The sequence below is a fragment of the Apibacter sp. HY039 genome (assembly GCF_004023655.1).
In the GTDB taxonomy this organism is placed as follows: domain Bacteria; phylum Bacteroidota; class Bacteroidia; order Flavobacteriales; family Weeksellaceae; genus Apibacter; species Apibacter raozihei.
Genome location: NZ_SAYM01000001.1, coordinates 237228 through 263481, shown reverse-complemented (window position 1 = coordinate 263481; position 26254 = coordinate 237228). Strand labels below are relative to the sequence as shown.

Sequence of the window (26254 nt, the reverse complement as noted above, 5' to 3'; positions counted from 1 at the left end):
AAAAACACCCTAAATTTAAAGAGTATATTGCTCTCTTATATCCTTATTGGAGTGTTCATTTTGATTTCCCTGAAGATGATGGTTGGAAGGGCAGAAATATTATGTGGGTAAAAATAAAAGATGAGACCGGAGAACCTTACGAAATAGGACACCGACAATGGAAAGGAAAAATTATTAAAAACAGTAAAGGGAAATACGAAAAACAGGATTACTGATACTAAAATAAAACCAGCCGGAAATCATTTTCCGGCTGGTTTTATTTTATCTAAATTTGTTGAAGCATTCAGCAATGGCTGGAACGGTTTTAAACATTTTATCGAAAAGCTCCTTCACAGAAAAACCGATGAGATTGTTAAAACGGAAGCGAAGGTATTTGAACAGGAAGCGAAACGATTTTTTGATAATGCCGGATATGAGCTTCTTCCTCCAAGTCTACTTACTAAGTATGTAAATGATGCTGTGTTAAGGTGTAAAAGAAGAGGTATTCATTTACAAATAAGCTGGATTGATGATGCTCATCCTTATTTCTATACAAATAAAATGGGGGTTTTAGAAGTTACTATGAATAAGAAAAATCTGAAATTACACATTCGCCCTGACTGTCCTAAAATAACCTGGCATCATGAGAATTGGCATTTAGAGGATTTTTTAACTATGGGATGGAAAAAATATACCGATATTTCAAAAAAAACTCCCTAGCTGCATGAGGAAGCGGTTTGGAACCGTATCTATAAAAACCGGAATAAATGGAGTGAGTTTGAAACGGTAGATGCGTATTTATATTATGTAGATTATTGTAAAAAAAGGGGTATAAAACCAACAAAAAATAAGGAAATAGAAAAATTAGTACCCAAATATCCTAAAAAATAAAACCATGAATTTAACCAAAGAACAAGTAAAAAAAATAATAGCTCAGGTACATGATGATCTAAATTTAGACCATAGCGATAAATATCCTATATTTTGTACTTTCGAAAAAGCAACAGATGAAGACAATCGTTTAGGCATTGATAATTGGGGAGGGGGGTACGATTACAGCGACCCGGAAGCTGTTGGGGATGATAGCTGGGGAAAATATACAGAATGGATTATTAAGATAGATGATGAAAAAGGAGAAGCTATCAGTTTCCACCACTACACCGGACATTACGAAATTGCTTTAAACAAAGAAGGTAAATATGAAATTGTAAAGCAAATGTATAGAAACAAGTAAAGCCATTGCTATATAGAACCTTATAAAGCCTGATATATAAAATCAGGCTTTTTCTTTTATATTTGTTGAAACATGCAGCTAAGGCTGGAACGGTTTTAAACATTTTATCGAAAAACTTTTTAAAGGAAAAACCAATGAAATTGTTAAAACTGAAGGAAAGGTTTTTGATGAATCATGGATTTATTTTGAGAAAATACCAGCCTCAGGAAAATTATTCAAAAAAACAAAAAGACTAGAATCCATTTATGTACAAGGAAGCTTACAGGATTTTGAAAAAAAAGTAAAATATTTAACCATACAGGAAAGATCTGAATATGAAATTTTTGTACAGTATGATAAAATAGTTGATTTTAAAGGAGAATTATTTAACACTATTGATAGCATTTCAATTAATGGATCTTTTATAGATAAAAGTAATAAAGCCATATTTGTTATGTCTAAAAAAGGAAATATTTACATTTCAAAATATAATGAAGTTGGAAAATTCCACCATTCCAGTCTGGTTGCTGGCGAAGAAGTAGCAGCAGCAGGTGAAATAATTATTGAAAACGGTATCATTAAAATGATAACAAATAAAAGTGGTCATTACTTGCCTAATATTGAAATTAATAAACAAATTTATTAGATGAATTATCTTACAGAGACTATTTTATCTATGGAAACAATAAAGAAAATATAATATTTAAATCAGATTTCTAATTATGGACAAAAAAACACTTTTATATACTATACATGAAGCTATTTATTATGCAAATGTAAAAAGCATTAAAACACACAAAGATTATACATCAAAAGACATAAGTAAATATACGATTAAATCATTTAAAAAGGAAATTAGTATTTTTGAATGGATACTTGCTCACCCTGAATATGATTTTAACAGTCTGTTTCCAACACGGTATACTAATAAAGAATTATATGTATATTTTAAAATTTACCATAAAGATCTTTTGTTTATGCTAAATAAATTTAAAAAAAGAGAGTACATTATAACTATTAGTGATATCCCAGAATAATGTAAGTGTCTGGCATGAAGATTTTGGAGCACATGCCATAGTTGTTGACAAGATAAAAAACGGAAGAGTATATGTTAGAGATCCGCTACCTCAATTTCAGGGATCCTCTTACAGCATTTTTTTAGAGGATTTTGAAGAAGTATTTTATAAAAAATTTGTAACCATTCAAAAATAAATTGCCATGACAGAAAAACAAAAGGATACTAACACTTAATAACGGGGAACTTCCTGATGAAAAATACGATATTCTTAGAATTAAAAACATCCCTAATCCAGAGGACGATCTTAATGCCTTTAAACAAAGTATTATAGTATTTTTGGAGAATAAAAACCTTAGTGCCGAAAGTCTTAAATGGGAAAAATTGCTTCCCCGAAAGCTCGTTGAATTTACCAATCAACTGGAAAATAGTGATTATAGGGATGAGTTGGTAACTGGTATTTTCAATATTATAAATAGGCTTCAGAGTATTAGGGAATGGGAATGGTACAGCTCCCGGATCACGGATCATGGGTTTGAGGTGGTAACCAAAGGTTATTTTAACGGGCTTTTTATTCCTTTAGTACACCAACTAGGCATTCCTCATTCCTCTATTTTTATATATAGACCTGGAAAAAAAGAATATCCGATTATTCGTTCCGGTACGGATGTTATGACTTATAAAACCTTTGATCCTATTACTTTTGAATTAAAGAAGAAATTAGATTTTCATTTTTAACTAATAAACATCCTGAAGTATACATTTCAGGATGTTTATTTTTGTCTACGTTTTGTTATTAGCGAAACTTTTAATACAATTATATATCTATAATATAGTTAAAACATGACTATTTAACTTAAAAGACATTCCCTCCAAACGACAGGGAGTTTGTATAGACAGAGTTTTAACATTAAGATAATAAAATTATGATAAACAAAGAACAAGCATTGGAAAATCAAAAAGATATCTAAGTGATAAAAAAAGAGATTATTAAATGATTTATAGTTTAACAAAACAATCTCTCCAATAAAAAAATAAATAAAATCTATCACCCTTTTTTATTCGCTTAGCTAAAGATAGTATCTTTGCCTACAGAATAGAATATTAAGAAAAATAAGAAACAAAATATGTTAGTAATCAAAAATCTGCATGCAGAAATAGATGGTAAAGAAATTCTTAAAGGGATAAATCTGGAAATAAATAAAGGTGAGATTCATGCAATTATGGGTCCGAATGGAGGTGGTAAAAGCACTCTTTCCAATGTTATTACCGGACGGGATGATTATGAAGTTACTGGAGGAAGTATACTTTTTGAAGGGACAGATTTATTGGAGCTAGCACCAGAAGAAAGAGCCAATGCCGGAATATTTATGTCTTTTCAGTATCCGGTTGAAATTCCGGGAGTAAGTGTTTCTAACTTTTTAAAATCAGCCATAAATGCTAACCGTAAAGCTCATGGACAGGAAGATATTTCTGCTCAGGAATTTCTGAAAAAAGTGAAAGAAAAATCAGAGTTGCTGGAAATAAGAAAAGATTTTCTTTCCCGTTCGCTTAACGAAGGATTTTCAGGAGGAGAAAAGAAAAGAAACGAGATATTTCAGATGGCTATGCTGGAACCTAAACTGGCTATTTTAGATGAAACCGATTCCGGACTGGATATTGATGCCCTGCGTATTGTTTCCAATGGGGTAAATAAACTTAAGAACAGTGAAAATGCTGTTTTAGTTATTACTCATTACCAACGTTTACTGGATTACATAGTTCCCGATTTTGTTCATGTTCTCCGTGACGGAAAAATTATAAAATCCGGAACTAAAGAACTAGCTCTTGAATTAGAAGAAAGAGGATACGATTGGTTATAAAACCAAATAAATCAATTAAAATCTTGCTAATTAAATTTTTGAAATGAATATTTTACAACATACAGAGTTAGAAAAAATAAAGACACAGGCACAGTCTTCTGTTGAAAAGCTGGCATTTCCAAGCAAAAAAGACGAAGATTGGAAATATACACGGGTATCTGCATTTAAACCGGAAAATTTCATTCCGGCAGTTCATCAGCCCGCCACTCAGGAAATAATAAGCCAAAACTCCATACAAAATCTGGATTCTTTCAAAATTGTTTTTGTAGATGGCATATTTACTCCTGAATTTTCTAACTATCCAAAAGACAAACTTATAGTACTCCCGTTTTCAGAAGCATTGAAAAATGAAAAGTATCAGCAGATTTTTGCAGAAAAATTCAATACGCTTACAAATCAGGAATATTTCACAATATTAAACACAGCCTCCACACAGGAAGGTACTTTTATCTATGTTCCTAAAAATACCGTAGAAGAAAAACCGGTGGAACTTTTGTATATTAACAGTTCTCAGGAAAGACCAGCTTTGCAGACTATCAGAAACTTATTCATTGTTGAAGATAACTCGCAGGCTTCGGTTACAGCAAAAGTACATACTCTTTCCGAACACGAATTCTTAACCAACATGGTTACGGAAATATTTGTGGGGAAGAATTCTCATTTCCGTTTATATAAAATACAGGATGATGCTCCGGAAACAAATTTACTGGACAGTACTTTTGTTGCACAGGAACAAGATAGCCAGGCATATATACACACGTTTACCTTTGGAGGAAAAATCACTCGAAATGAACTTTCCTTTGATCATAAAGGTGAAAATATAAATTCAACTTTAAAAGGAATAACTATCATCGGAGATGGACAAGAAGTAGGAAATCATACGCTGGTACAGCACAATCAGCCAAACTGTGAAAGCCACGAACTCTACCGGGGTATTTATAATGGGAATGCGCACGGAATTTTTAATGGTAAAATAAAAGTGCATGAGATTGCACAAAAAACCAACGCTTTTCAGCAAAATAACAACGTATTACTTTCAGATAAGGCTAATATAGATACTAAACCACAATTGGAAATTTTTGCAGACGATGTTAAATGTTCTCATGGGTGTACTGTGGGTCAGTTGGATAACGATGCCCTATTTTACATGAAGCAACGGGGAATTCACGAAAAGGAAGCAAAAGCACTTCTTATGTTTGCTTTTGCCGCAGACGTAATGGAAACAGTTACCCTTCCTGAATTAAAAAATACAATTAATAAAGTAATCGCTAAGAAACTGGATGTTTCTTTAGATTTCGACTTTTAAGATACTATTAAAATATGTAAAAAAAGCTGCATAAAACATGCAGCTTTTTTACTTAAAAATTAATTATTTGATTTTCAAATCAAATAATTAACCATTCGCATTATTACAAATTAAATCTGAATTTCAATACTGTTAATAAAAAAAGGGCTTGTTTTTTTAAACACTATTTAAAGCATAACCAACATTACAGTTGTTATAAATAACAAAACAGAAGAAAATATAGCCAATTTTATTATTATCAAAGTACAAGGATGTATCACAAATATTCTACGAATATTTATGAGAATAAAATGAGTCTAATCATTTTTTAATAACTTAGCAATAATAAACCTTATAAATCATGAAAATCCTTTTATCTCCAGCCAAGCTTATGAGCATGGAATCTTCATCAGAATGGAGCCAACGAACTCAGCCTGAATATATAGAACGTAGTAACCAGCTACAAACCATTCTAAAAGAATATAATCCTTCGGAGCTGGAAAAATTACTGGATATATCTCCAAAACTATCTAAAGAAAACTGGGAAAGGAATCAGGCATGGAAAGCAAAACCATCTAATAATGAGAGTCTTCAGGCGGTACTAGCATTTAAAGGAGAAGTATACAGAGGGCTGGAGGCAGAATCACTGTCAAAAAAAGGATTAGATTACTTACAAAAAAATCTCTTTATTCTTTCAGGTCTTTACGGACTATTGAAACCTTCGGATGTGGTTATGCCCTATCGGCTGGAAATGGGGAAAAAACTAAAAACCGGTAATTCTAAGGATTTATATGAGTTTTGGGGTGAAACCCTAACCACCCACCTGAAATCTACTTTAAAAAAAGACGAACCAATCATAAATTTAGCAAGTAAAGAATACTTTAAAGTTTTAAATAGCAAAGAATTAAACCATCCGATTATAGAAGTGGACTTTAAAGATTTCAAAGATGGAAAACTTAAAAGCATTATGATGTATTTTAAAAATGCACGAGGAAAAATGACCCGTTGGTGCGCAGAAAATGAAATAAAAAAGGTGGAAGATTTAAAAACCTATCATGAAGATGGATATGAGTTTTCAGAAAAAAATTCGGACGCTACTCGTTTAGTTTTCATCCGGTAACATTGCCGAAAGCTTATACTTAATTATTTGAGTTAAATAAAAATTTTCATTCGCCTACCCAAAAATGAAAAAATTCAACTTTTGTGAATATTTTATGTTCCCTCCTTTAAATATAAACAGGGAAAAGCTTGAACAAAAGTTATCTGGCAAAACCTTACTCATAACCGGAGCATCATATGGAATCGGCAAATCTTTATGTCATTTATTAGCAGGAATGTCTGTTCATCTGGTGATTACTGCCCGTTCTACAGATAAGCTCTTAATCCTAAAATCTGAAATTGAAAAACAAGGAACCAAAGTATCTGTTTTTAGTTGTAATTTATACAATACCTTAGAATGTGAAAATTTAATTAACTTTCTCAAAAATATAAGTGGGGGAATTGATATATTTATATCCAATGCCGGAAAATCAATTCGACGACCGCTGAATCAGTCGCTAGAACGATTTCACGATTATCAGAGAACCATGAACCTGAATTACTTTGCTCCGGTTCAACTTTGTCTTTACTTAATACCGGTATTAAAAAAAAACAAAGGACATATTATCTCCGTCTCTGCTGTAAATGTTCTTCTTGAACCTGCCCCATATTGGGCTGCTTATCAAGCATCAAAAACGGCATTTGACCAATGGTTACGCTCTAATATACCCGAATTAAATACTATGGGCATTACTACTAGCATTATTTATCTGCCATTAGTGAAAACACGAATGATAGCCCCCACTCCGATATATAAAAATTTTCCTGCAAGAAAACCCATAGATGCTGCTATAATAATTGCAAAAGCGATTATTTCAAAACAAAACAGTTACAAGCCCTGGTGGTTATTTATCTGTCAGTTTGCCTCACTGACAGCAAGTAAATGGTTTAGAATAATATGTACTTTTTATGTGAAAAAAAATGAAAAAAATAGGAATTCTTTATAAAGCAAATTTCCTCTCACCGAAAGGAATTTTTTTTCTCATTTTAGCTTTTTGCCTGCATGGTATCAATTTATTAACTCTTTTAAAATTTGTTTCTAAAATATATCCCAACCGAATAGCTGTTAAAGATGATTGTGAATCCGTTACCTATAAAGAATTATATATTAGAACTCTTCAAACAGCCGTAAAATTAAAACATTGTTTCAATCTGAGCCCAGGTAATAAAGCGGGAATCTTATGTAAAAATCACCTTTCTCTGCTGTATTCAATTTTTTCTTTTTCTGCATTAGGGATAGATATATATCTTTTAAATACAGAAATGTCTGAGAAACAACTTTCAGACTTTATACAATTACATCCGTTGGATCTCCTAGTTTACGATTCTGACAAAAGAAATGTAATTACTGCTCAGCCTGACCAGCGAGCTATTCCTGCTTACGGATTATTTGAAGATTCTATTCAATTTTTTTCAACTCAGAAACAAGTCAATTTATCATTACCCAAATCTTATGGGGGAAAACTTGTTGTTTTTACCGGAGGAAGTACGGGAAAACCTAAACCTGCGGAAAGGAAAACTTCAGTATCTGATTTCTTATCCCCTTTTTACTCATTACTTTCCGAACTAAAATTATATCAATACAATAACGTTTACATCACCACCCCGGTTTATCATGGATTTGGACTTGCTGCACTTTGTCTGTCAATTTCTTTAGGAAGCCATATAAACCTTACAGCAGATTTTGATGCTGAAAAATGTGCGAACCTTATTCAATCGGAAAAAATTGAAGTCATTACAACAGTACCCACCATTTTAAACCGACTAATCTCTTATTCAAAAAAACTTAAAACTTTACGTTGCATTATTTCCGGAGGCTCTCACTTATCACCATCTCTAATTAAAAACATTAATAATCACCTGAATCAGGTACATCTATATAACGCATACGGAACTTCTGAAGTTGGATTTTGCATTCTTGCAACCCCTTCGGATATTGCTCATTTCCCTAACTCTATCGGAAAACCCATCAACAGGACTTTTGTAACGATTAAAGATCGTCATGGAAACACAACAAGCATTAATCAAATAGGACAAATTTTTGTATCCTGCCCATGGTCAGCTCATAAAAATCAATTAATAAATACCGGCGATTTAGGATATAAAGATAAATCAGGTTACATTTATCTTACAGGAAGAATTGATGAAATGATCATATCTGGAGGCATAAACGTATATCCCCTTGAACTGGAAATTATTCTTTGTGAACATCCATATATACAAGAGGCAGTTGTAATTGGAATTGAAGATGACGATTTTGGTCAGAGGCTCTGGGCTTTTGTTGTAAGTAAAAACCGGAGGGTATCTGACGAAACAGTTTTACAGGAATGGCTTAAAGGGAGAGCTACCCGGTATCAGATTCCCAAAGGAATAACATTTATCAATCATCTGCCGCTTACCCCTATGGGTAAACCGGACAAAAATAAACTATTGCAGCTACACGCTCCTGTTTAATCTTTTAACTTTTTAGTTTCCTGCATTTCAACCAACAATTTTTTTGCTCGCATAAGGCTCACTTTAACATTCGCCAGAGACAATCCTGTTTCTTCTACTATATCATTAAGCTTTTTTCCTTCCAGATAGCGTAACTGTACCAGTTTACGATAGTTACCGGGTAAACTTTCCAGCTTATGTTCTAAAGCTTCCAGATTTTGCCGATTTATGAAAAGCTGCTCAGGAGAAGGTCCGGTATCTTCCAAATCCGGATACTCATCGGTATGTACCCCTCTATCTTTACTTTTTTTTCTCAGATAATCGATGGTGGAATTGTGAGCAACGGAAATTAACCAGGTTTTAAAGTCAAAATCTGAATTATAAAGAGAAAGTTTCTGTAAAATTTTAGTAAAAGTCTCTACCGTTAGCTCTTCAGCGGCATCATCCTCCTTTACTAAAGAAAAAATATATCCTTTTATATCGGCCCAAAACAAGTTAACCAACTTGCTCTGTGCTTGTTGACGGGAATTTTTTGCTTCTTCTATTAATTCTAATAAGTCCACGTTTTCATCATTAATTACAGGTAATATAATAAACTGCAATAATAATACCTAAAATAATTGTATTCTATATTTCATAATCACACATATCATAACTACACATATTTTCTTGAAATCCGTTAATTAAAAAGAGTTTAATGGCATTATTTTTGAATCGTATAAATATAGAAACAATATAAAAATATATATTATGGAACCATTTCTTCAAACAGGCAAAAGAATTGTCAAAAATTGGTGGGTAATGCTTATTCTAGGTATTCTTTTCCTTATTGCAGGGGTAATAACAGTAACCCAACCTGCGCCCTCATTAGTATTCTTAACCACATTTTTTTCAGTTTCTTTCTTTGTTCTGGGTATTTTCGAAATTTTCTTTTCTTTAAGTAACACTCATACCAGTTCATGGGGATGGTATCTTGCCGGAGGTATATTAGATTTACTAATCGGTATCATATTATTAAAATCCAGCATGATTACACAAATGGGAATTTTAGCTTTCTTCATTGGTTTCTGGCTTTTGTTTAAAGGTGTAAGCCTAATAGGTCATTCCTTTGATCTTAAGAATTTAGGAATAAACAGTTGGGGATGGCTACTGGTATTAGGAATTTTGGAACTCATTCTTTCATTTGTCATTATACTTTTTCCACCTGTAGGGTTAGCTGCTCTTCTAATTTGGATTAGTATATCCCTTATTTTCTTAGGTATTTATTATATAGGCCTTTCGTTCAGCCTTAAAAACATTAAAGATAATATAGAGTAAATTTTCTATCAGTTAAAAAACCCCGGCTTTTAAATTGTTGCAATACAAAAGCCGGGATTTTTTGTGCGTATACATCTTGAATATTTATCGCCCCGACTACAGTACTTTAAAACAACAAATTATAACGACAACTTGACACGTTTACTTTCATTTTGTCATTCTTGTAGGTATTGGCATGTTTTTCGAAAACTCAATAAGTACATTTTATTAATTAAATTAAAACAAAAAAAATTATAAGGATATGTCAGAATTATCAATTAGACCATTAGCTGACCGTGTAGTAGTAGAGCCGGCAGCCGCTGAAACAAAAACCGCATCAGGAATTATTATCCCTGATAGTGCTAAGGAAAAACCTCAGGAAGGAGTAATCGTAGCCGTTGGAACCGGAAAAAAAGACGAACCATTAACTGTAAAAGTAGGTGATAAAGTTCTTTACGGTAAGTATTCAGGAACAGAATTGAAACTGGACGGAAAAGATTATCTTATTATGAGAGAATCAGATATTTTAGCAATCGTTTAATTAAAAATTCATTTTAAACATTAAAAAAAAATACAATGGCAAAAGATATTAAATTTAATATAGAATCTAGAGACGCTCTTAAAAAAGGAGTAGATGCTTTAGCAAATGCAGTAAAAGTTACTTTAGGACCAAAAGGAAGAAATGTAGTAATACAAAAACCTTTCGGAGCTCCTCATGTTACCAAAGACGGTGTAACTGTAGCTAAAGAAGTTGAGCTGGAAGATCCTATCGAAAACTTAGGGGCTCAAATGGTGAAAGAAGTTGCTTCTAAAACTAACGACATTGCAGGTGATGGTACTACTACCGCTACTGTATTAGCTCAGGCTATCGTTAGAGAAGGTCTTAAAAACGTGGCTGCTGGAGCTAATCCTATGGATTTGAAAAGAGGAATTGACAAAGCGGTTATTTCAATTGTTGAAGAATTGAAAAAACAATCTCAGGTTGTTGGTTCAGATTCTGAAAAAATAAAACAAGTTGCTTCTATTTCAGCTAATAACGACGAAACCATTGGTTCTTTAATTTCTGAAGCTTTCGGAAAAGTGGGTAAAGAAGGAGTTATCACCGTGGAAGAGGCAAAGGGAACAGATACTTATGTTGATGTAGTTGAAGGTATGCAGTTCGACAGAGGGTACCAATCTCCTTATTTTGTAACAAATACTGATAAAATGATCACGGAACTGGATAACCCGTATATTTTATTATGTGATAAAAAAATATCCAGCATGAAAGATTTACTTCCGGTTTTAGAACCAGTTGCTCAACATGGTAAATCTCTGCTTATCATCTCTGAAGAAGTTGATGGTGAAGCTCTTGCTACCTTAGTTGTTAATAAATTAAGAGGTTCTCTTAAAATTGCAGCGGTTAAAGCTCCAGGATTTGGAGACAGAAGAAAAGCTATGCTGGAAGATATCGCTATATTAACCGGTGGAACCGTTATTTCCGAAGAAGCAGGATTAACTTTAGAAGGAGCTACTTTGGAAATGTTAGGTACTGCTGAAAAAGTAACTATTGATAAAGATAATACTACCATTGTTAACGGTGCCGGAAGTGATGAAAACATCAAACAAAGAGTAAACCAAATCAAAGCTCAAATCGAGAACACAACTTCAGATTATGATAAAGAAAAACTTCAGGAAAGACTTGCTAAACTTGCAGGCGGAGTTGCTGTTCTTTATGTTGGTGCAGCTTCTGAAGTAGAAATGAAAGAGAAAAAAGACCGTGTAGATGATGCTTTGCATGCTACCCGTGCGGCTGTTGAAGAAGGTATAGTTGCTGGAGGTGGTGTAGCTTTAGTAAGAGCTATTGATGGAGTGGCTAAACTGGAAGGAGCTAATCAGGATGAAAATACCGGTATAAAAATAGTAACCAGAGCTATTGAAGAACCTTTACGTCAGATTGTAGCTAATGCAGGTGGAGAAGGTTCTGTTGTAGTTAATAAAGTTATGGAAGGTAAAGATGATTTCGGATACAACGCAAAATCAGAAAAATATGAAAATATGCTTGCTGCTGGGATCATTGACCCAACTAAAGTGACTCGTGTAGCCTTAGAAAATGCAGCTTCCGTAGCTGGAATGCTTTTAACTACTGAATGTGTAATTACAGACATCAAAAAAGATGAACCTGCGATGCCACCAATGGGTGGAGGTATGCCAGGAATGATGTAATAAAATAATTTTTTTAAATATAAAACTGTCAAAAAGATCTTTTTGACAGTTTTTTTATTTTTGCAAAAAAACTAACTATGGAAAAATTTACGATTGTTGAAAATAATCTGGCTCCAAAAAGCCTTAGATTTATTAATTATTTTATAGACTATGTGGTATTTATCCTCATATACTTCATTTTATTAATAGGTCCTTTTTATTTTTCAGAATATACTGTTATGGATATAATAAAAATAGTAAATGAGCCTGGAATTAAACTTATGACAAGACTTATTAATATGCTTCTATATGCTTTATTTATGTGGGCGGTTGAAGCTTTACTAAAAGGAAAGAGCTTTGGAAAATTCATAACCGGAACTAAAGTAGTAACTGAATATGGTGAAACTCCTACCCTGCAAAATTATTTGTCCAGAAGTTTTTCTCGTATTGTACCCTTTGAATTTCTTTCATTTTTTGGGAGAACTGGCTGGCACGATAAATGGTCAAACACAAGAGTAGTGAAAGAAAAAGATTTTGACAGAGATATGAATGCTTTACAGGCTATTGACCAAATCGATGGAAAGGAAAATCCTGACGAAGGTCTATCATCTATTTCATTATAAACCAACTACATTTGCAAATTTATTAATAAAAATGCTTATAGTTGAAAAATTGTTAGTAATTTTGCAACGTTTTAAATAGGGAACAAATATTCACATGAAAAATCCTTTATTTTACGCAAAGATCTTACTTTTTGGAGAATACGGAATCATTGAAAATTCAATGGGCCTCACCTTACCTTTCGATTCCTACAAAGGGACTCTGAAGTTTTCTTCACAAGAAGATAAGATACATCTTGCCTCAAATATATCTCTGCAAAAATTTGCAGATTTTTTAGAAACACTAGATTTACCCACTAAATTTGAGCTGGATGTTGCTAGTCTGAAAAATGACATTGAAAAAGGAATGTATTTTGATTCCAATATACCTCAAGGCTATGGAGTTGGAAGCTCCGGAGCTTTGGTAGCAGCCATATTTGAAAAATATTCTTTAAATAAATTATCTTCCGAACAAATTTCCAAACAGGATTTAACCGACCTGAAATTAGTTTTTGGAAAAATGGAATCTTTTTTTCATGGAAAAAGCTCAGGTATTGACCCTTTGATTTGTTACATGAATATTCCTTTGTTAATTCAGTCAAATTCAGAGGTTGACAAAGTGGGTGTAACTCGTACTTCGGAAGGTAAGGGCGCTGTTTTCTTAATTAATTCCGGTATGCCCGGTGAAACTGAGCCCATGGTAAACATCTTTTTTGAAAAGCTAAAAAATGAAGGCTTCCGTAAAACCCTTAAAGAAGAATTTATCCGATATAATAATGACTGTATTGAATCATTCCTGAATCGGGATATGAAACCTTTCTTTAAAAATTTAAAAAAGCTTTCTCTTTGGGCACTCAATAACTTCACACCGATGATTCCAAGCGAGTTTTTAAAAATATGGAAAAAGGGAATTGATACCAATACCTATTATTTAAAGCTTTGCGGTTCCGGTGGTGGTGGATATATACTTGGCTTTACTCAGGACTATGAAGCGACTGAAAAAATGTTGGAAGGCTATAATAAAGAAGTAGTTTATCGATTTTAAGTCTACAATTATAAGTTTTTTGTACTTTTACTTGACATAACCCTTCTATGGAAGCTTCAAGTACTAATATTTTACTTATTAATTTGTCTCTTTTGGTGAGAGTACGAATATTAAATGTGATCATGCTAATTCTGGCAATGTACATTTCGGCTTTCTACCTGTTTGATCACACCGGTCTTTTCTGGGAAAAATTCAAAAATATAAAACTTCACGGCATAGTTTTCTCTTCGGCACTCAGTGCGATGGCGGGCTACATCATTAATTTTTTTTACGATCAGGATAAAGATCAAATTTATCGACCTATTTCTACAATGATGCAACGATTTATACAACAAAGCACTGCATTAAGAATTTATCTGATTTTCAATTTTATATCCCTCACAATTACTTTATTTTTGTCTTATAGAATTTTTATTTTTTTTCTGGTTTACCAATTCTTAATATGGTTATATAGTCATAAACTCAGCCGGTTGGTTTTTATTAATAATCTCACCAATTCTATATTGATGATATTTCCTTTCCTGGCACTCTTTCTGTTCTATGAAAATTATGCTCCCTACATTTTATATCTTGCCGTTTTCCTTTTTCTCATTATTCTGATCCGGGATATTTTTAAAGATTTTCATTCGGTAAAATATGACACACTTTTTCAATACCATACTCTTCCTAACACTTTGGGGTTCATTCCAACCAAAATAATACTTATCTTTTTACTTATACTTTTAACCTGGGTTTCCGTACATCTTACCTTTGAACCACATTTAGTCGAAATCAGGCTTTATTACCTGCTCACAGCATTATTATGCATGGGGCTTATACCCGGACTTTGGTTTTCTGATCGACGCTTAATTCAGGTTCTGATAATTATGATTAAATTCTGGATTTTTTTAGGAACTATTTCCCTATTATTTATTGATGGGAATCCCTTACCTTTGCATTTTAGAGGTTAGTAGAATCAATATATTACCTCTACGCCAAATATTAAGTATATTCAAAAGTAATGAAAAATAATTCAAATAACAGAAGAGGCTCAGGAAGAAATGAAAAATCGTATAAGAGAGATTCTTCATATTCAAAAGATACCCGTAAGGAAAACAAAGTTTCCAAATTTGACAATAAAAGAGAAGATAAACCAAAAAGGGATTTTAAATCTCCTCCAACGTTCAGAAAAAATCAGACAAAGAAAACTCCTGAAAAAGAAGGAACCCGATTAAATAAATATATTGCTAATTCAGGAGTTTGCAGCCGTAGAGAAGCCGATTTATTTATACAAAACGGAGTTGTACAGGTGAACGGTAAAACAATTACCGAATTCGGATATCAGGTAATGCCCGGTGACGATGTATTTTTTGATGGAAGATACATCAGACCGGAAAAAAACGTTTATGTGCTTTTAAATAAACCTAAAGGATATATATCTACCACCAAAGATGAAAAAGCCAGAAAAACCGTATTGGATCTGGTTGCTAATGCATCTCCATACCGATTATATCCGGTGGGAAGATTAGATCGTCAGACCACAGGAGTATTACTGCTTACCAATGACGGAGAGCTTACCAAAAAACTTACGCATCCTTCTCATGAAATGAAAAAAATATATCATGTAACCCTGGATCGTAAAGTTTCAGTTGAAGACTTCAATAAACTTCTGGAAGGACTTCGTTTTGAAGAAGGAGTTGCAAAAGTGGATAAAGTATCCTTTATAGAAGGAGCTCCTAAAAATGAAGTAGGTGTTGAAATTCATATCGGATGGAATCGTATTATCCGAAGAATGTTTGAGAGACTGGGTTATAATGTTGAAAAATTAGACCGGGTAATGTTTGCCGGATTGACTAAAAAATCACTCAAACGAGGATATTGGAGAATTCTAACAGACCTGGAAATAAATAATTTAAAAATGCTCTAATGGGAGCATTTTTTTTATATATACTTTCTGACATTCAGATCCTACACATTACAATACCCAAAAAATAATTATTTAATCCCTCTTTTATCCAGCCATTCTCTATAAGCTCTGGCATTTCTCATATGTTCATCAGCATTGGAAGTAAATGCGTGTCTACCTGTATTCTCAATTGCACACATGAACAGATAGTCAGTTTTGGCAGGATTGAGAACCGCATCTATAACAAATTCATTAACCATGCAGATAGGTAATGGGGGTAAGCCTTTGTATTTATATGTATTATAAGGAGAGTCAACCGATAAATTTTTTACCCTTCGAATGAGTACTTTAAATCCTTTTACCTTTCGTTCTGCATAGATAACCGTAGGATCAGACTGAAGCTTCATACCTTTTTTTAAACGGTTTAGATATAAACTTGCAATAACAGGTAGTTCGTCCTTTTTCATATATTCTCTCTGAACGATAGAGGCTAAGGTGTAAACTTCCAATCTTGTTAAGCCTAATGTCTGAGCCTGGTCAATTCTTTGATCTGTCCAAAAATTAGTATACATTTTATCGAATCTTGAAAAAAATTCCTGAGGAGGAGTATTCCAATACATAAAATAGGTATCCGGTGTAAAGAATATTTTCAGTTGCTCTACATCTGAAAATCCTTTTTGATGAGCAACGGATTTAAAATAATTGATAAATGTTATAGAATCACTTTCCAGATTTTTTCCTAAATCGCCGGCAAGCTCATAAACATCATCATAGCTCTTCAAGCGTAAATGTATCTCTTCCTGCAAACCAAGACTTATTTTGCGAATAATCTCCTTATTAGTTTCTCCTTTTAACAATTTGTATTTTCCCGCTTTCATTTTTTTTGACAGATCCGACTGATAAGCTGAATGATCAAAACTGGCGGCATCAATTAAATAAGGCGATAGTATTTTTCTTACCTGATCATAAGTTGCATGAGTAGGTATAAAAACGATTCCATTTTTAGAAATATTAGAAGAATAATTTTTTTTGTAATAAGGGTAGCCGATAAATATTCCTGCTATAACACCTATACAAATAAGAACTAAGATTAGTCTGAAAACTTTTTTCATACACTTGGGGATTTCCGCACTTCAATATTTAGGTATAACGCAAAAATACAATAAATTTATATCTTTGTATTTACTAAAAATTGTTAAAATTATAACTATGAATCTGGGTCTTCTGGGAAAAAACATATCTTATTCCTTTTCACAAAATTATTTTTCACAAAAATTTAAAACATTAGGTTTGGATGGATATACATATCAAATATTTGATATACAGGATAAGAAAGATATTTCTACACTTTTTGAAATGGAAGAACTAAACGGTTTCAATATCACCATACCCTACAAACAGGAGATTATTAAGTATTTAGATGAACTAAGCCCTGAAGCTGAGAAAATTGGTGCAGTTAATACAGTAAAAATATCCGGAAATAAAAAAACAGGTTATAATACAGATGCTGTTGGTTTTAAAAATTCGCTGATTCCCTTATTAAAACCTCATCATACTTCGGCCCTTATATTAGGCAGTGGAGGTGCATCCAAAGCTGTAGCCTATGTTTTAAATTCTTTACAGATTGATTACCTGGTTGTTTCCAGGACAGGAAATACTAATTACGACTTACTGGATCAGAAAATTCTGGATAATCACCCTTTAATTATTAATACAACTCCCGTGGGAACTTTTCCTAATATCGAACATATGCCTTCTGTTCCTTTTGAGCATTTTACTCCTGAACATCTGGTCTATGATCTCATCTATAATCCTGAGGAAACCCGACTGCTAACCGCAGCCCGAAATAAAGGAGCTCAAATTAAGAACGGTCTGGAAATGCTTCACCTGCAAGCAGAAGCCGCCTGGGATATCTGGAATTCCGGATTCATTGCTGAATAAAAGTATTGTAAAAAGATACTAATTTATCGTATTCATTTCCGATCATTTTATAATACGTCTCAGCAGATTTATAATCCGCTTTTTCTACTTTTTGCAGAAGAATTCCCACATATTCATGTATTAGACCGCAGGATAAATAAAAATCTTGGTATACAATCAGATAATCTGCAGATTTTAATAAAGAATTATTCTTAGGCAAATTTTTGTTATGTTGAATAGAGTTAAAAAATTCTTTGTTTTTTTGAGACAAAGACTCCCGAATCAAAGTGGCCTGCTGTAGCTCCTTCCATATTCCTTGAACCTGAGTTAGATTTTCTTTCATAGGAACAACAAACTCAGCAATTTTACTGGTTTGTAATAACCCTTTTTCTGCTTCATTACCAATAAGCTCAGCTTCGTGAGATACCTCATCCCATAAAGCTACTGCATTTGTAACCTTAGCATTAAGACTGTCTTTTAAAGAATTATAAAGCTTACGATCATCATCTTTTATATATCTTCGAAGGACAAAATAATCCGATATCTCCTGGCAAGTACGTAAATAGGAAGCATATTGATTTTCCGCTAGGATAATTTTTTTATGTATTTCATTTTTTACCGGCAGGTTAGAAATATTTTTATAGGTTTCGAGATATTGAGTACGCTGACCGGAATCTTGAATTACTAAAGGCAAAATAAGAGGTTCCGGCTGTGCATCATATTTAATTTTTATGAAGTTATTTTCCGACTGTGCCAGAACATTTTCATATTTCTTCAATTGTAAAACAACAAAATTCCGATAATAAATAACGGCGTTACTATATTTTATAGTAGACTCATATACAATCGATTGTTTGTTTTTAACTTTCTGCGCGCTTAACCATCCACAAAAAAGTAATACAAAACATCCAAGAATAAGTTTGTTTATTTTTAACATAGTAAAAACCAAATTTAATATTATTTATGATTTTTTATTAAATATAGTTCCTGATGCCTGAGCTTTAGGTAATAGGGTCATGTCTGCTATCTGTACATGATCGGGTCTGGAAACAGCATAATAAATAGCATCCGCAATATCTACTGCCCGTAAAGGTTCAAAACCTTGGTAAACAGCATCAGCTTTATGAGCATCTCCTTTAAAACGAACAAGAGAAAATTCTGTTTCTACAGCTCCGGGAGCTATATTAGTCACTTTGATTCCTTCCAAAAGTAAATCCATCCGCATCCCCTTGCTTATAGCCTCAACAGCATGTTTGGTAGCACAGTATACGGAACCTTTGGGATAGGTTTCTTTACCTGCAATTGAACTGAGGTTTACGATATGTCCACCCTGACCATTTGCAATTATTATAGGAACCACTGACTTGGAAACATTTAAAACACCTCTGACATTAGAGTCAATCATAGAGTCAAAATCATCCAAAGATGCCTCCTGAAAAGAATCCAGCCCGTGAGCATTCCCTGCATTATTAATAAGAACAGTCAGCTTTTTCTTCCATTCTTCCGGAATACTGTTTATAGCGTTTACAACCGAGTCTCTGTCACTCACATCAAATTGTAAGGTCATCACTTTTACCTTTTCCTTGAGCTCAGACTGAACTTCCTCCAAACGTTCTGCCCTTCTTCCACAAAGAATTAAATCAATACCGTGATGCGCAAACAGTTCTGCTGTTGCTTTTCCGATTCCTGAAGTAGATCCTGTAATTAAAGCTGTCTTTTGCATACCCTTGTTTTTTTGTTTGATAAAGGTACAAAATGAAAATAAAAATAGCTGCTCTGTAAGCAGCTATTTTAAATATATTATACTATTTGGCATTACCATTCATAATTCTCTATGAGCTCAATATCTTTAATTCTAAATCCCCTTGTGTTATCCGTTGACAATACTGAAAATTCCAGTTTAGAATTATCCATAATTAAATTATCCGGAATACGAACCATTACTCCTATATACTTATTTTTATTGTTGGATACGTTTAGTTCCGTATCAGGAATTGACAGTTTTTGATCATTAAGAGTTACTGTCAACAAGTTTGTATTTCCAATATCTCCGGCATTGTAAACATTAGCATTGAAACGGTATCTTAAAGTAATATTTTTTCTATTGCCTATCATCAGATGGTCTAATGTTAGAGATGAATTTTTAGCAGCAGGCATCCACAAAAAAAATCCTTTTTTAGCCAAATCATTAGTCCCGTTTATTTTTCTAATATCGGCGGTTCCATAAGCATCGCTATACGCTACCCCTTCTTTTTCATTATCAAAATTAATAACCGCGGCTACTTTAGGCCAGGGACTAGCTGATATAGGATCTCCGTTGCTTTTAGTCACCTGATTAAAAGTTTCTTTAAAAAAACCGGCAGCAGGAACCGGAGGTACTGAATAATCATCGTTGCTTACACAGGATAAGGTAACTACAGCCGCTAAAATAGCTATCAGTGAATATATGTATAATTTTTTTATTTTTTTCATACTAATTTTCTTTTACCGTTATTTTGAATCACCTGTTACTTTTATATTATCAATACGTATCCCTACCGTATTCAGCGTTGCTGTTGTATAAAACTCCAGAGTCATAGTTTCTGTAGAAGGCAAATCCTCCGAAGGTTTAATAGTTACATACCCGCTGTTGGATATTTCTGTGGGAGGAATGGTTAACTCTATTCCGTTGCATTTTACTTTTAAAATTGAGGCATCGGAAGAAACCGCATTGTTCGTTCTGAGCTTATATGATACCTTAACATTAGTAATTCCGGAAGTATTTATTCCCGCTATGGTTAATGATGAAGCCCGATTGGCAGGAAACCAGACATGTTTGTTAATAGAAGCTGTTGAACGTACATCGGCCGTAGCGTTGGCATCGCTGTACTGTACAGGAGCTCCCATGTCAAACCCGGTTACGTTAGATATTTTCGGCCACGGACTTGCCCATGCTGTTCCATCTGCTTTCAGACAATTGGAAAACGTTTCGTAAAACAGTGGTGGAGTTTTATCAAAACCTTGTAAATCGTTAATGCTTCTAAGCAGAAACTGATAGGTTTTGTATGAGCCATCATAACGAGTGACCACTCCCCTTGCCCTTCCTTCTGAGTACGGAATGGTATAAGAACCAAAATTTGCATAATCACTTACCCTTACGGTAAAATAATCCGTTGGCAAGTCATTTACCTGATTATTAGTAGCTGTTTTTTCTCTTACAAAAGTTGAGCCTGCCTCATTGAATTCAAGATCACTCAGCTCAACCAACGTGCACAAATAGGCTTCATTATTGTTTACATCTTTTACCGTTAATGGTTTTCCTGAAGCATTTGTTTTTATAACTAAATCTTCTTCATCTTTTCTCTCGTTGCCAAGAACTATCTGAGAGGTCATCACGCTTGGAGAAATCTGATCCACAATATATCGTGTAGATTGTGTAGGCTTCATTCCAATCTGTACCATTCCATTTTGTTTTCCGTAATAAAGTCCTTTTAGCTTCACGTATATTTTTGCCCCCAAAGGATAATAGGTATAAATGCTGGATTTGTTAATACTTAGCATAATTCCCTCCTTTCCATCGGCAGTTACTATAAATAAATTTTTATAAATATTCCCTGCCTGATCGGAAGAAATTACAAATCCCTCGAGAATATCATCGTCGCCAAAAGGAAGAGATTCAGCAAGAGTGTCATTTACCGTTTTCCCGGTAAAAAGAGGAGCGGAAGATCGTATCTCCGTCAGGGTACGAGTAGGTGTTAACTCCTGACCTGCATTTGGAGCAGGGGCTTTATAATCATCATCGTGGACACAGGCCGTAGTTGAATAAACAACAAAAAAGGCTATCCATATTTTAAGAAACGTTTTAACTGTTTTCATAATCACTAATTTGTCACTTTTCATTTAGAATCGTAAATACACATTTAGGAAGTAAGATCTACCCCTATCGTAAAATAATTTGTTTCCAAACAAGGGATAAGTCCTTGCCTGATCTTCTGCAAGCTGAGCATAGTTTGAATATCGTCCCTGTTCAAAAGCTCCGGTAACATATCCTCTTTCATTAAAAATATTGTTAACTGAAAGACTTACTCCCATACTGTATTTTCCAAAACGGAAAGATTTGCCTGCATTTGCATTCAGCATAAATACGTCCTGATATTGTTTTTGTTTTAATACAGCCCGTACAGTTTCCGGTGTTGCTCCTTCATACGGATAAGCAGGATCTTCCATAACAAAGTTTTTAGTCCTGGAAAGTGCTGAAATATCTGAATATATATCTTGTAGGAAATTTCCGGTTACTCCTACCCACCAATATCTGGGATTATTGTATCTAAGTCCTAAGGAATATCCTTTTTGAGGTGTTCCTGCTATTTTGTAATCTTTTATATACGATTTACCAAAGCTGTTTACACCGGTAGCCACATCGCTTAAAATATATAAATCCGGGTTATTTTTATAAGTGTACTGTCCTACAGAAGCAATTCCCGATAATGTAAGCGAAGTCATGATTTTCCAGTCAATACCGATTTCTGTGCCCAGATAATCTTTTTCCACCCCGGTGAGCACTTCAGATATAAATGCATCCCCATTACCATCCAGACTAACCCCCTGAGCATAGTAGCGGGTAATTTCCACTGCATCTTTAATTTTCGTATAATATCCTGTAGCCCTTGCTTTTACTGTTGGAGTACGAAGCACGTAACTAATATCACTGGCGTTTATTTTTTGATTGGTCAGGTTAGGACTCATCTGATTGTTTAAACGAGGATTAGCAAATATTTCGTTTAAGGTAGGAGCAGATTCATAATAGGCCGCATTTAAGGTAATAAAATTACGCCCGTTCATTTTATATGTAAGACCTGCCCGCATTCCTGACTCTATGAAATTAGCTTTATTACTTTTTCCGTAAGAATTATCTGCGTATAGACCATGTCTGAATTTACCGTCTCTGTAGGCCTCATTCCAGGCAAATAATAAAGACACAGCCATTTCCCATTTATCCAGAGTTAACCGGGTAGTTGCATTGGCAGATACTTCCTGACGGTGTAGTTTGTAATAATATTCTGTTTTATCTCCTTTTCTGGCTACACTTCCCGGGCGTTCAATATTATAATCATCAATTGAAGTTGCAGAACCATCTCCTTTCAGAAAAGAAGATTTGTTAATTACAAGGTCTGCTCCCAGCAAATCGTTGACTTCCCTGTAATTTTCAGAATTCAGATTCTGATAATTCAAATTAAGGATAAATTTCCAATTATCTGCAAACTGAGTACTTAAGTGAGTGGCAGCATTAAAGGTTTTATCTTTAATCACATCGTCTACCAAGAAAAAAGTTGCACGTCTGCCGGTTATCCCGCTATACGGATCTGTGTAAGTAGGAGCATTATAATTTGCATTGTATAACCGTTCCCAGTTTACCTGAGTAACTGAGGTATCGTTGCTCTCCCATGCATCCAGCATTCTTTGATATTCAGTAGCATTTCCTACACTTAACCAGTAGCTGGGCAAATTTTTATAATAAGTAGGGGATGGATTATCGGCTTCGAAACGGTTCAAACGGGAACTTTTATTATACCCGAACTGATAAGAGGCTGTGGTTGTCAATAAGGTCTTTGGTGAAATGTCCCAGTAATGGCTCAGCATGAACATGGGTTCAAAAATACGTTTTACTCTCTCATTTCTTTTATCTCCATCCTGCCAACCCCAATACGAGTTGTAGTTCTTGCCTCTTAAATCATATGCTTCCTGTGTATTAGGACTGGAACCCGATTTTCTTGAAGGTGAGCCAAAAGCTGTCAGGTTAATTCTATGTTTATCCGACAATTTTTTTTCTATAGAAGCAAAATATGCATAAGAATCATTATAGGTACCGTCAATTACACCTTCTTCCATCCATCTGCGGGATCCCGAAATAGTAAAAGCCCATCCGGAAGGGAGCATACCTGTAGAATAGGTAGCCATTAAACGATGCTGATAAGTACGGTTAGTTAACGAATAAGATAAATTTAATCCTTTGCGATAGTTGGATGCCCGCGTATCGTAGTAGGTGGTTCCTCCCAGATCGCTGAAAGAAAAATCGGATACGGTATTATTCTCGGCCAACTCATACGGATATTTAATTACGTTGTTCAGCCCTCCCCAGTTACCAAAATCGGGTCTCCCGGTATGGTTTTTTGACATGGGTATACCGTTAAATAAAATATTGGAATACCGGTTATCCGTACCCCGGACTTTAAACCAATACGCTCCCAACTCAAAGGCTGCAGTACGTGAAAAGACATCTCTTGAAGCCTGTAACAACCCTATTCCTGTTTGTCCTACGGTAGATCCTTCATCTGTAGATAAATCTCCGTCTGTTAACGTGATCATTCCGACATCTACCTGCGAAGGATTGTATTCCAATTTAATTTCGCCCATATCTTTTTTTATTTCTCCCTGTGAAAGTGTAAAAGATAATGTGGAAGGAATGTATCCGGATTTTGTTACAATTAAAAGATATTTTCCCGGAGTAAGATCTTTTATCTGGAAATATCCGACAAAATCTGTAGAAACCTGTAAAGAGCGATCTTCCCCTAAGCTTATTGTGGCATGATTTACGGGCTTGCCATCCTGATCTTTAAGATAGCCGAAAATCATAGTTTGTGCAATGATTACCTGATAGAAAAACACTATCAGACAACTCAGCCTAAATTTCATCATACTTAGTTATTTTCGTTAAACTTATGTTAACAAAACTAATTATTTATTTTTACATTTGTGCAAATAAATCAATCAAAATGAATAATTTATTGTTAAGAATCATATTTCCTTGCTTTTTTATTACGCTTTATTCAAATGTGTATGCACAGAACTCTCAAACGAGGAATTTTAAGACGGCAACCGTTATGTTTTATAACGTGGAAAACTTATACGACACCATCAAATCGGCAGATATCATAAATGGCAATTTATTACCGGAAGATCCCAACTATCAAATCAGCGTTCCTGAAGACAGTGCTCTGGCTTCAGGGTTAGAAATTTACAAGGGAGAGCTTAGTTTTGAAAAGCTTAAAGGAAAACAGGTGATAAGAAAACAGATTCTGACGGATGAGTTTTACTATCAGGGCACCAAGGTCTGGAATTCAAAAAAATACCACCAGAAAATAAGTAATCTGGCCAAAGTAATATCTGAGGCGGGCAGAACCGAAACACATGCTTCCCCTGCCATTGTAGGCTTATGCGAGGTTGAAAACGAACACGTTTTAAACGACTTGTGCAAGGAACTGCGAAAGAAAGGAAGTGTTTACGGGTTTGTACATTTTAATTCTTTTGATGCGAGGGGGGTAGATACCGGACTTTTATATGACAAGTCCCGTTTTATCGTAACAGGACAAAAAAGACTGATTGTCAGTCTGGAAAGGAACTCGGGCTACCGGGAATATACTCGGGATATTTTATGGGTGGAAGGACTGCTGGATGGTGAAAAAATGTATTTTTTTGTCAATCACTGGCCTTCAAGAAGAGGAGGAGAACAGGCCAGCATGCCGAAAAGAATTAAAGCGGCAGAGGTGCTAAAAAAAGCCATGGACAGTATTCTCTCTGTGAACCCTGATGCTAAAATCCTGGCTATGGGAGATTACAACGACGATCCTACCAGCCCCAGCATTAAAAAAACCATCGGAACTTTTTCCAGAAAAAGCGATGTAAAAAAAGGATTGTATTTTAATCCGGCAGAACAATTATACAAAAAAGGATCCGGTACTCTAGCTTATCAGGACATTTTCAGCTTTTTTGATCAGCAAATCATGTCTCCGGCTATGGTCAGCAATCCCAACCAAGGATATCAATATTACTCTATGAATGTTTTTTCCCCACTTTATTTAACTACTAAAGAAGGACAATGGAAAGGCTACCCCTTCCGTTCGTTTTCGGGAGATAATTATACCGGCGGATACAGCGATCATTTTCCGGTTTACACAATTTTAATCAAGGAAATTAACCCATAGATATCCTCGATAAGCAACCTAATAAAAAAACCGGCATTCTCATTTAGAATGCCGGTTTTTTTAATGTACTATCTTTTTTCGATTTTTTTAAAATATCAGAATTTACTTCATAAAAAAAGCCCTGAAAATAGTCGAGGCAAACTTAACTGTTAAAAATAAATAAAAATGATTTACAATATAATCTTAGTTCCTTATAATTCATATTATAAACTAAAGATTTTCTATTAAACTAACCTTAGTCCTTTTTTTCAATAAAATACTGTCAATTTATTAGATTATCAATCATTAGAAAACCATAACATATTTTCTTCTATTATATCTTTTACGATTTTTTCATTAAATGCAGTTATACAAAATCTTGTATCAGTGTACTAGTAAAACGGATGTGTTTTATTAATTCTTGTTTTTTACCTTATGATTGTTCAATCTTTTACCATAGTTTTAAAAACCATTTTCCTAAACTATAGACTATTGATTTC

The 26254-nt window shown here is 34.1% G+C and carries 27 protein-coding genes; 20 read left to right on the top strand and 7 right to left on the bottom strand.

What is annotated here, in order from left to right; all coding sequences use genetic code 11:
- Window positions 1–459: 459 nt before the first annotated feature.
- The 11 genes from EQ921_RS01235 (at window position 460) to EQ921_RS01185 (ending at window position 8906) form a co-directional block, all read left to right on the top strand.
- The gene (locus EQ921_RS01235) at window positions 460–699 is read left to right on the top strand and encodes a hypothetical protein (RefSeq protein WP_128330263.1); all 240 of its coding nucleotides are present in this window, start codon (window positions 460–462) and stop codon (window positions 697–699) included.
- A 175-nt stretch (window positions 700–874) separates the two neighbouring features.
- On the top strand, window positions 875–1213 hold the full coding sequence (locus tag EQ921_RS01230) for a hypothetical protein (RefSeq protein WP_128330262.1): 339 nt from the start codon (window positions 875–877) through the stop codon (window positions 1211–1213).
- Window positions 1214–1646: 433 nt separating this feature from the next.
- Window positions 1647–1838 (top strand): hypothetical protein, encoded by a 192-nt coding sequence (locus tag EQ921_RS01225; RefSeq protein WP_128330261.1) that lies wholly within the window; start codon window positions 1647–1649, stop codon window positions 1836–1838.
- A gap of 76 nt (window positions 1839–1914) precedes the next feature.
- Entirely contained in the window at window positions 1915–2229 is a 315-nt protein-coding gene (locus tag EQ921_RS01220; RefSeq protein WP_128330260.1) for a hypothetical protein, read from the top strand.
- Window positions 2213–2404 (top strand): hypothetical protein, encoded by a 192-nt coding sequence (locus EQ921_RS01215; RefSeq protein ID WP_128330259.1) that lies wholly within the window; start codon window positions 2213–2215, stop codon window positions 2402–2404. Before EQ921_RS01220 ends, EQ921_RS01215 begins: the two co-directional genes overlap by 17 nt.
- A gap of 142 nt (window positions 2405–2546) precedes the next feature.
- Window positions 2547–2945, top strand: a complete 399-nt coding sequence (locus EQ921_RS01210) for a hypothetical protein (RefSeq protein WP_128330258.1) — start codon at window positions 2547–2549, stop codon at window positions 2943–2945.
- Between the two features lie 389 nt (window positions 2946–3334).
- Window positions 3335–4069, top strand: a complete 735-nt coding sequence (sufC, locus tag EQ921_RS01205) for a Fe-S cluster assembly ATPase SufC (protein WP_128150374.1) — start codon at window positions 3335–3337, stop codon at window positions 4067–4069.
- Between the two features lie 43 nt (window positions 4070–4112).
- The gene (sufD, locus tag EQ921_RS01200; protein WP_128330257.1) at window positions 4113–5375 is read left to right on the top strand and encodes a Fe-S cluster assembly protein SufD; all 1263 of its coding nucleotides are present in this window, start codon (window positions 4113–4115) and stop codon (window positions 5373–5375) included.
- Between the two features lie 340 nt (window positions 5376–5715).
- Window positions 5716–6474, top strand: a complete 759-nt coding sequence (gene yaaA, locus EQ921_RS01195; RefSeq protein ID WP_128330256.1) for a peroxide stress protein YaaA — start codon at window positions 5716–5718, stop codon at window positions 6472–6474.
- A 64-nt stretch (window positions 6475–6538) separates the two neighbouring features.
- On the top strand, window positions 6539–7399 hold the full coding sequence (locus tag EQ921_RS01190; protein WP_185144499.1) for an SDR family NAD(P)-dependent oxidoreductase: 861 nt from the start codon (window positions 6539–6541) through the stop codon (window positions 7397–7399).
- Window positions 7374–8906 (top strand): AMP-binding protein, encoded by a 1533-nt coding sequence (locus tag EQ921_RS01185; RefSeq protein ID WP_128330255.1) that lies wholly within the window; start codon window positions 7374–7376, stop codon window positions 8904–8906. Before EQ921_RS01190 ends, EQ921_RS01185 begins: the two co-directional genes overlap by 26 nt.
- Here the strand turns inward: EQ921_RS01185 and EQ921_RS01180 are convergent.
- Window positions 8903–9487, bottom strand: coding sequence for an RNA polymerase sigma factor (locus EQ921_RS01180; protein ID WP_128330254.1), 585 nt, complete (start codon window positions 9485–9487; stop codon window positions 8903–8905). The genes EQ921_RS01185 and EQ921_RS01180 overlap by 4 nt on opposite strands.
- Window positions 9488–9635: 148 nt before the next feature.
- On the opposite strand from EQ921_RS01180, the gene EQ921_RS01175 reads away from it, so the two are divergent.
- The 7 genes from EQ921_RS01175 (at window position 9636) to EQ921_RS01145 (ending at window position 15915) form a co-directional block, all read left to right on the top strand.
- A complete protein-coding gene (locus tag EQ921_RS01175) occupies window positions 9636–10202 on the top strand; it encodes an HdeD family acid-resistance protein (protein WP_128150362.1) in 567 nt (188 codons plus the stop codon).
- Window positions 10203–10443: 241 nt separating this feature from the next.
- Complete coding sequence (gene groES / locus EQ921_RS01170) at window positions 10444–10722, top strand: co-chaperone GroES (protein ID WP_128150360.1); 279 nt, start codon at window positions 10444–10446, stop codon at window positions 10720–10722.
- 35 nt (window positions 10723–10757) lie between these two features.
- Window positions 10758–12386: a chaperonin GroEL gene (groL, locus tag EQ921_RS01165; protein ID WP_128150358.1), complete on the top strand. Its 1629-nt coding sequence runs from the start codon at window positions 10758–10760 to the stop codon at window positions 12384–12386.
- Window positions 12387–12463: 77 nt separating this feature from the next.
- Window positions 12464–12988 carry an RDD family protein gene (locus EQ921_RS01160; protein ID WP_128150356.1) on the top strand — a complete coding sequence of 175 codons (525 nt, stop codon included), beginning with the start codon at window positions 12464–12466 and terminating at the stop codon, window positions 12986–12988.
- A 94-nt stretch (window positions 12989–13082) separates the two neighbouring features.
- Window positions 13083–14009 (top strand): mevalonate kinase, encoded by a 927-nt coding sequence (locus tag EQ921_RS01155; protein ID WP_128330253.1) that lies wholly within the window; start codon window positions 13083–13085, stop codon window positions 14007–14009.
- 47 nt (window positions 14010–14056) lie between these two features.
- Complete coding sequence (locus tag EQ921_RS01150; RefSeq protein WP_128150352.1) at window positions 14057–14959, top strand: UbiA family prenyltransferase; 903 nt, start codon at window positions 14057–14059, stop codon at window positions 14957–14959.
- 50 nt (window positions 14960–15009) lie between these two features.
- A complete protein-coding gene (locus tag EQ921_RS01145) occupies window positions 15010–15915 on the top strand; it encodes a pseudouridine synthase (RefSeq protein WP_128150350.1) in 906 nt (301 codons plus the stop codon).
- Between the two features lie 68 nt (window positions 15916–15983).
- Here the strand turns inward: EQ921_RS01145 and mltG are convergent, their stop codons facing one another.
- On the bottom strand, window positions 15984–17006 hold the full coding sequence (mltG, locus tag EQ921_RS01140; RefSeq protein ID WP_128330252.1) for an endolytic transglycosylase MltG: 1023 nt from the start codon (window positions 17004–17006) through the stop codon (window positions 15984–15986).
- A gap of 97 nt (window positions 17007–17103) precedes the next feature.
- Here mltG and EQ921_RS01135 point away from each other — a divergent pair, with 97 nt between their 5' ends.
- A complete protein-coding gene (locus EQ921_RS01135) occupies window positions 17104–17835 on the top strand; it encodes a shikimate dehydrogenase (protein ID WP_128330251.1) in 732 nt (243 codons plus the stop codon).
- On the opposite strand, the gene EQ921_RS01130 is transcribed toward EQ921_RS01135, so the two are convergent.
- The 5 genes from EQ921_RS01130 to EQ921_RS01110 all read right to left on the bottom strand — a co-directional run bounded on the left by EQ921_RS01130 (window position 17822) and on the right by EQ921_RS01110 (window position 24489).
- A complete protein-coding gene (locus EQ921_RS01130) occupies window positions 17822–18751 on the bottom strand; it encodes a hypothetical protein (protein ID WP_128330250.1) in 930 nt (309 codons plus the stop codon). The two genes, EQ921_RS01135 and EQ921_RS01130, sit on opposite strands and share 14 nt — an antisense overlap.
- A 24-nt stretch (window positions 18752–18775) precedes the next feature.
- Window positions 18776–19537 (bottom strand): SDR family NAD(P)-dependent oxidoreductase, encoded by a 762-nt coding sequence (locus EQ921_RS01125; protein ID WP_128330249.1) that lies wholly within the window; start codon window positions 19535–19537, stop codon window positions 18776–18778.
- A 92-nt stretch (window positions 19538–19629) separates the two neighbouring features.
- A complete protein-coding gene (locus EQ921_RS01120) occupies window positions 19630–20286 on the bottom strand; it encodes a hypothetical protein (RefSeq protein WP_128330248.1) in 657 nt (218 codons plus the stop codon).
- 18 nt (window positions 20287–20304) lie between these two features.
- Window positions 20305–21669, bottom strand: coding sequence for a DUF5689 domain-containing protein (locus EQ921_RS01115; protein ID WP_128330247.1), 1365 nt, complete (start codon window positions 21667–21669; stop codon window positions 20305–20307).
- A 24-nt stretch (window positions 21670–21693) separates the two neighbouring features.
- Complete coding sequence (locus EQ921_RS01110) at window positions 21694–24489, bottom strand: carboxypeptidase regulatory-like domain-containing protein (RefSeq protein ID WP_128150336.1); 2796 nt, start codon at window positions 24487–24489, stop codon at window positions 21694–21696.
- Between the two features lie 77 nt (window positions 24490–24566).
- On the opposite strand from EQ921_RS01110, the gene EQ921_RS01105 reads away from it, so the two are divergent.
- A complete protein-coding gene (locus EQ921_RS01105; protein WP_221410453.1) occupies window positions 24567–25775 on the top strand; it encodes an endonuclease in 1209 nt (402 codons plus the stop codon).
- The last annotated feature ends 479 nt before the right edge of the window (window positions 25776–26254 follow it).

Excerpts from the sequence above, each read along its gene's own strand:
- EQ921_RS01105 (WP_221410453.1), top strand. The coding sequence starts at position 24,567 with ATGAATAATTTATTGTTAAGAATCATATTTCCTTGCTTTTTTATTACG.
- EQ921_RS01150 (WP_128150352.1), top strand. The coding sequence starts at position 14,057 with ATGGAAGCTTCAAGTACTAATATTTTACTTATTAATTTGTCTCTTTTG.
- EQ921_RS01220 (WP_128330260.1), top strand. The coding sequence starts at position 1,915 with ATGGACAAAAAAACACTTTTATATACTATACATGAAGCTATTTATTAT.
- sufD (WP_128330257.1), top strand. The coding sequence starts at position 4,113 with ATGAATATTTTACAACATACAGAGTTAGAAAAAATAAAGACACAGGCA.
- EQ921_RS01230 (WP_128330262.1), top strand. The coding sequence starts at position 875 with ATGAATTTAACCAAAGAACAAGTAAAAAAAATAATAGCTCAGGTACAT.
- yaaA (WP_128330256.1), top strand. The coding sequence starts at position 5,716 with ATGAAAATCCTTTTATCTCCAGCCAAGCTTATGAGCATGGAATCTTCA.
- EQ921_RS01125 (WP_128330249.1), bottom strand. The coding sequence starts at position 19,537 with ATGCAAAAGACAGCTTTAATTACAGGATCTACTTCAGGAATCGGAAAA.
- mltG (WP_128330252.1), bottom strand. The coding sequence starts at position 17,006 with ATGAAAAAAGTTTTCAGACTAATCTTAGTTCTTATTTGTATAGGTGTT.
- EQ921_RS01175 (WP_128150362.1), top strand. The coding sequence starts at position 9,636 with ATGGAACCATTTCTTCAAACAGGCAAAAGAATTGTCAAAAATTGGTGG.
- EQ921_RS01155 (WP_128330253.1), top strand. The coding sequence starts at position 13,083 with ATGAAAAATCCTTTATTTTACGCAAAGATCTTACTTTTTGGAGAATAC.
- EQ921_RS01225 (WP_128330261.1), top strand. The coding sequence starts at position 1,647 with ATGTCTAAAAAAGGAAATATTTACATTTCAAAATATAATGAAGTTGGA.
- EQ921_RS01145 (WP_128150350.1), top strand. The coding sequence starts at position 15,010 with ATGAAAAATAATTCAAATAACAGAAGAGGCTCAGGAAGAAATGAAAAA.
- EQ921_RS01120 (WP_128330248.1), bottom strand. The coding sequence starts at position 20,286 with ATGAAAAAAATAAAAAAATTATACATATATTCACTGATAGCTATTTTA.
- sufC (WP_128150374.1), top strand. The coding sequence starts at position 3,335 with ATGTTAGTAATCAAAAATCTGCATGCAGAAATAGATGGTAAAGAAATT.
- groES (WP_128150360.1), top strand. The coding sequence starts at position 10,444 with ATGTCAGAATTATCAATTAGACCATTAGCTGACCGTGTAGTAGTAGAG.
- EQ921_RS01130 (WP_128330250.1), bottom strand. The coding sequence starts at position 18,751 with ATGTTAAAAATAAACAAACTTATTCTTGGATGTTTTGTATTACTTTTT.
- EQ921_RS01185 (WP_128330255.1), top strand. The coding sequence starts at position 7,374 with ATGAAAAAAATAGGAATTCTTTATAAAGCAAATTTCCTCTCACCGAAA.
- EQ921_RS01110 (WP_128150336.1), bottom strand. The coding sequence starts at position 24,489 with ATGATGAAATTTAGGCTGAGTTGTCTGATAGTGTTTTTCTATCAGGTA.
- EQ921_RS01135 (WP_128330251.1), top strand. The coding sequence starts at position 17,104 with ATGAATCTGGGTCTTCTGGGAAAAAACATATCTTATTCCTTTTCACAA.
- EQ921_RS01160 (WP_128150356.1), top strand. The coding sequence starts at position 12,464 with ATGGAAAAATTTACGATTGTTGAAAATAATCTGGCTCCAAAAAGCCTT.
- EQ921_RS01190 (WP_185144499.1), top strand. The coding sequence starts at position 6,539 with ATGAAAAAATTCAACTTTTGTGAATATTTTATGTTCCCTCCTTTAAAT.
- groL (WP_128150358.1), top strand. The coding sequence starts at position 10,758 with ATGGCAAAAGATATTAAATTTAATATAGAATCTAGAGACGCTCTTAAA.
- EQ921_RS01115 (WP_128330247.1), bottom strand. The coding sequence starts at position 21,669 with ATGAAAACAGTTAAAACGTTTCTTAAAATATGGATAGCCTTTTTTGTT.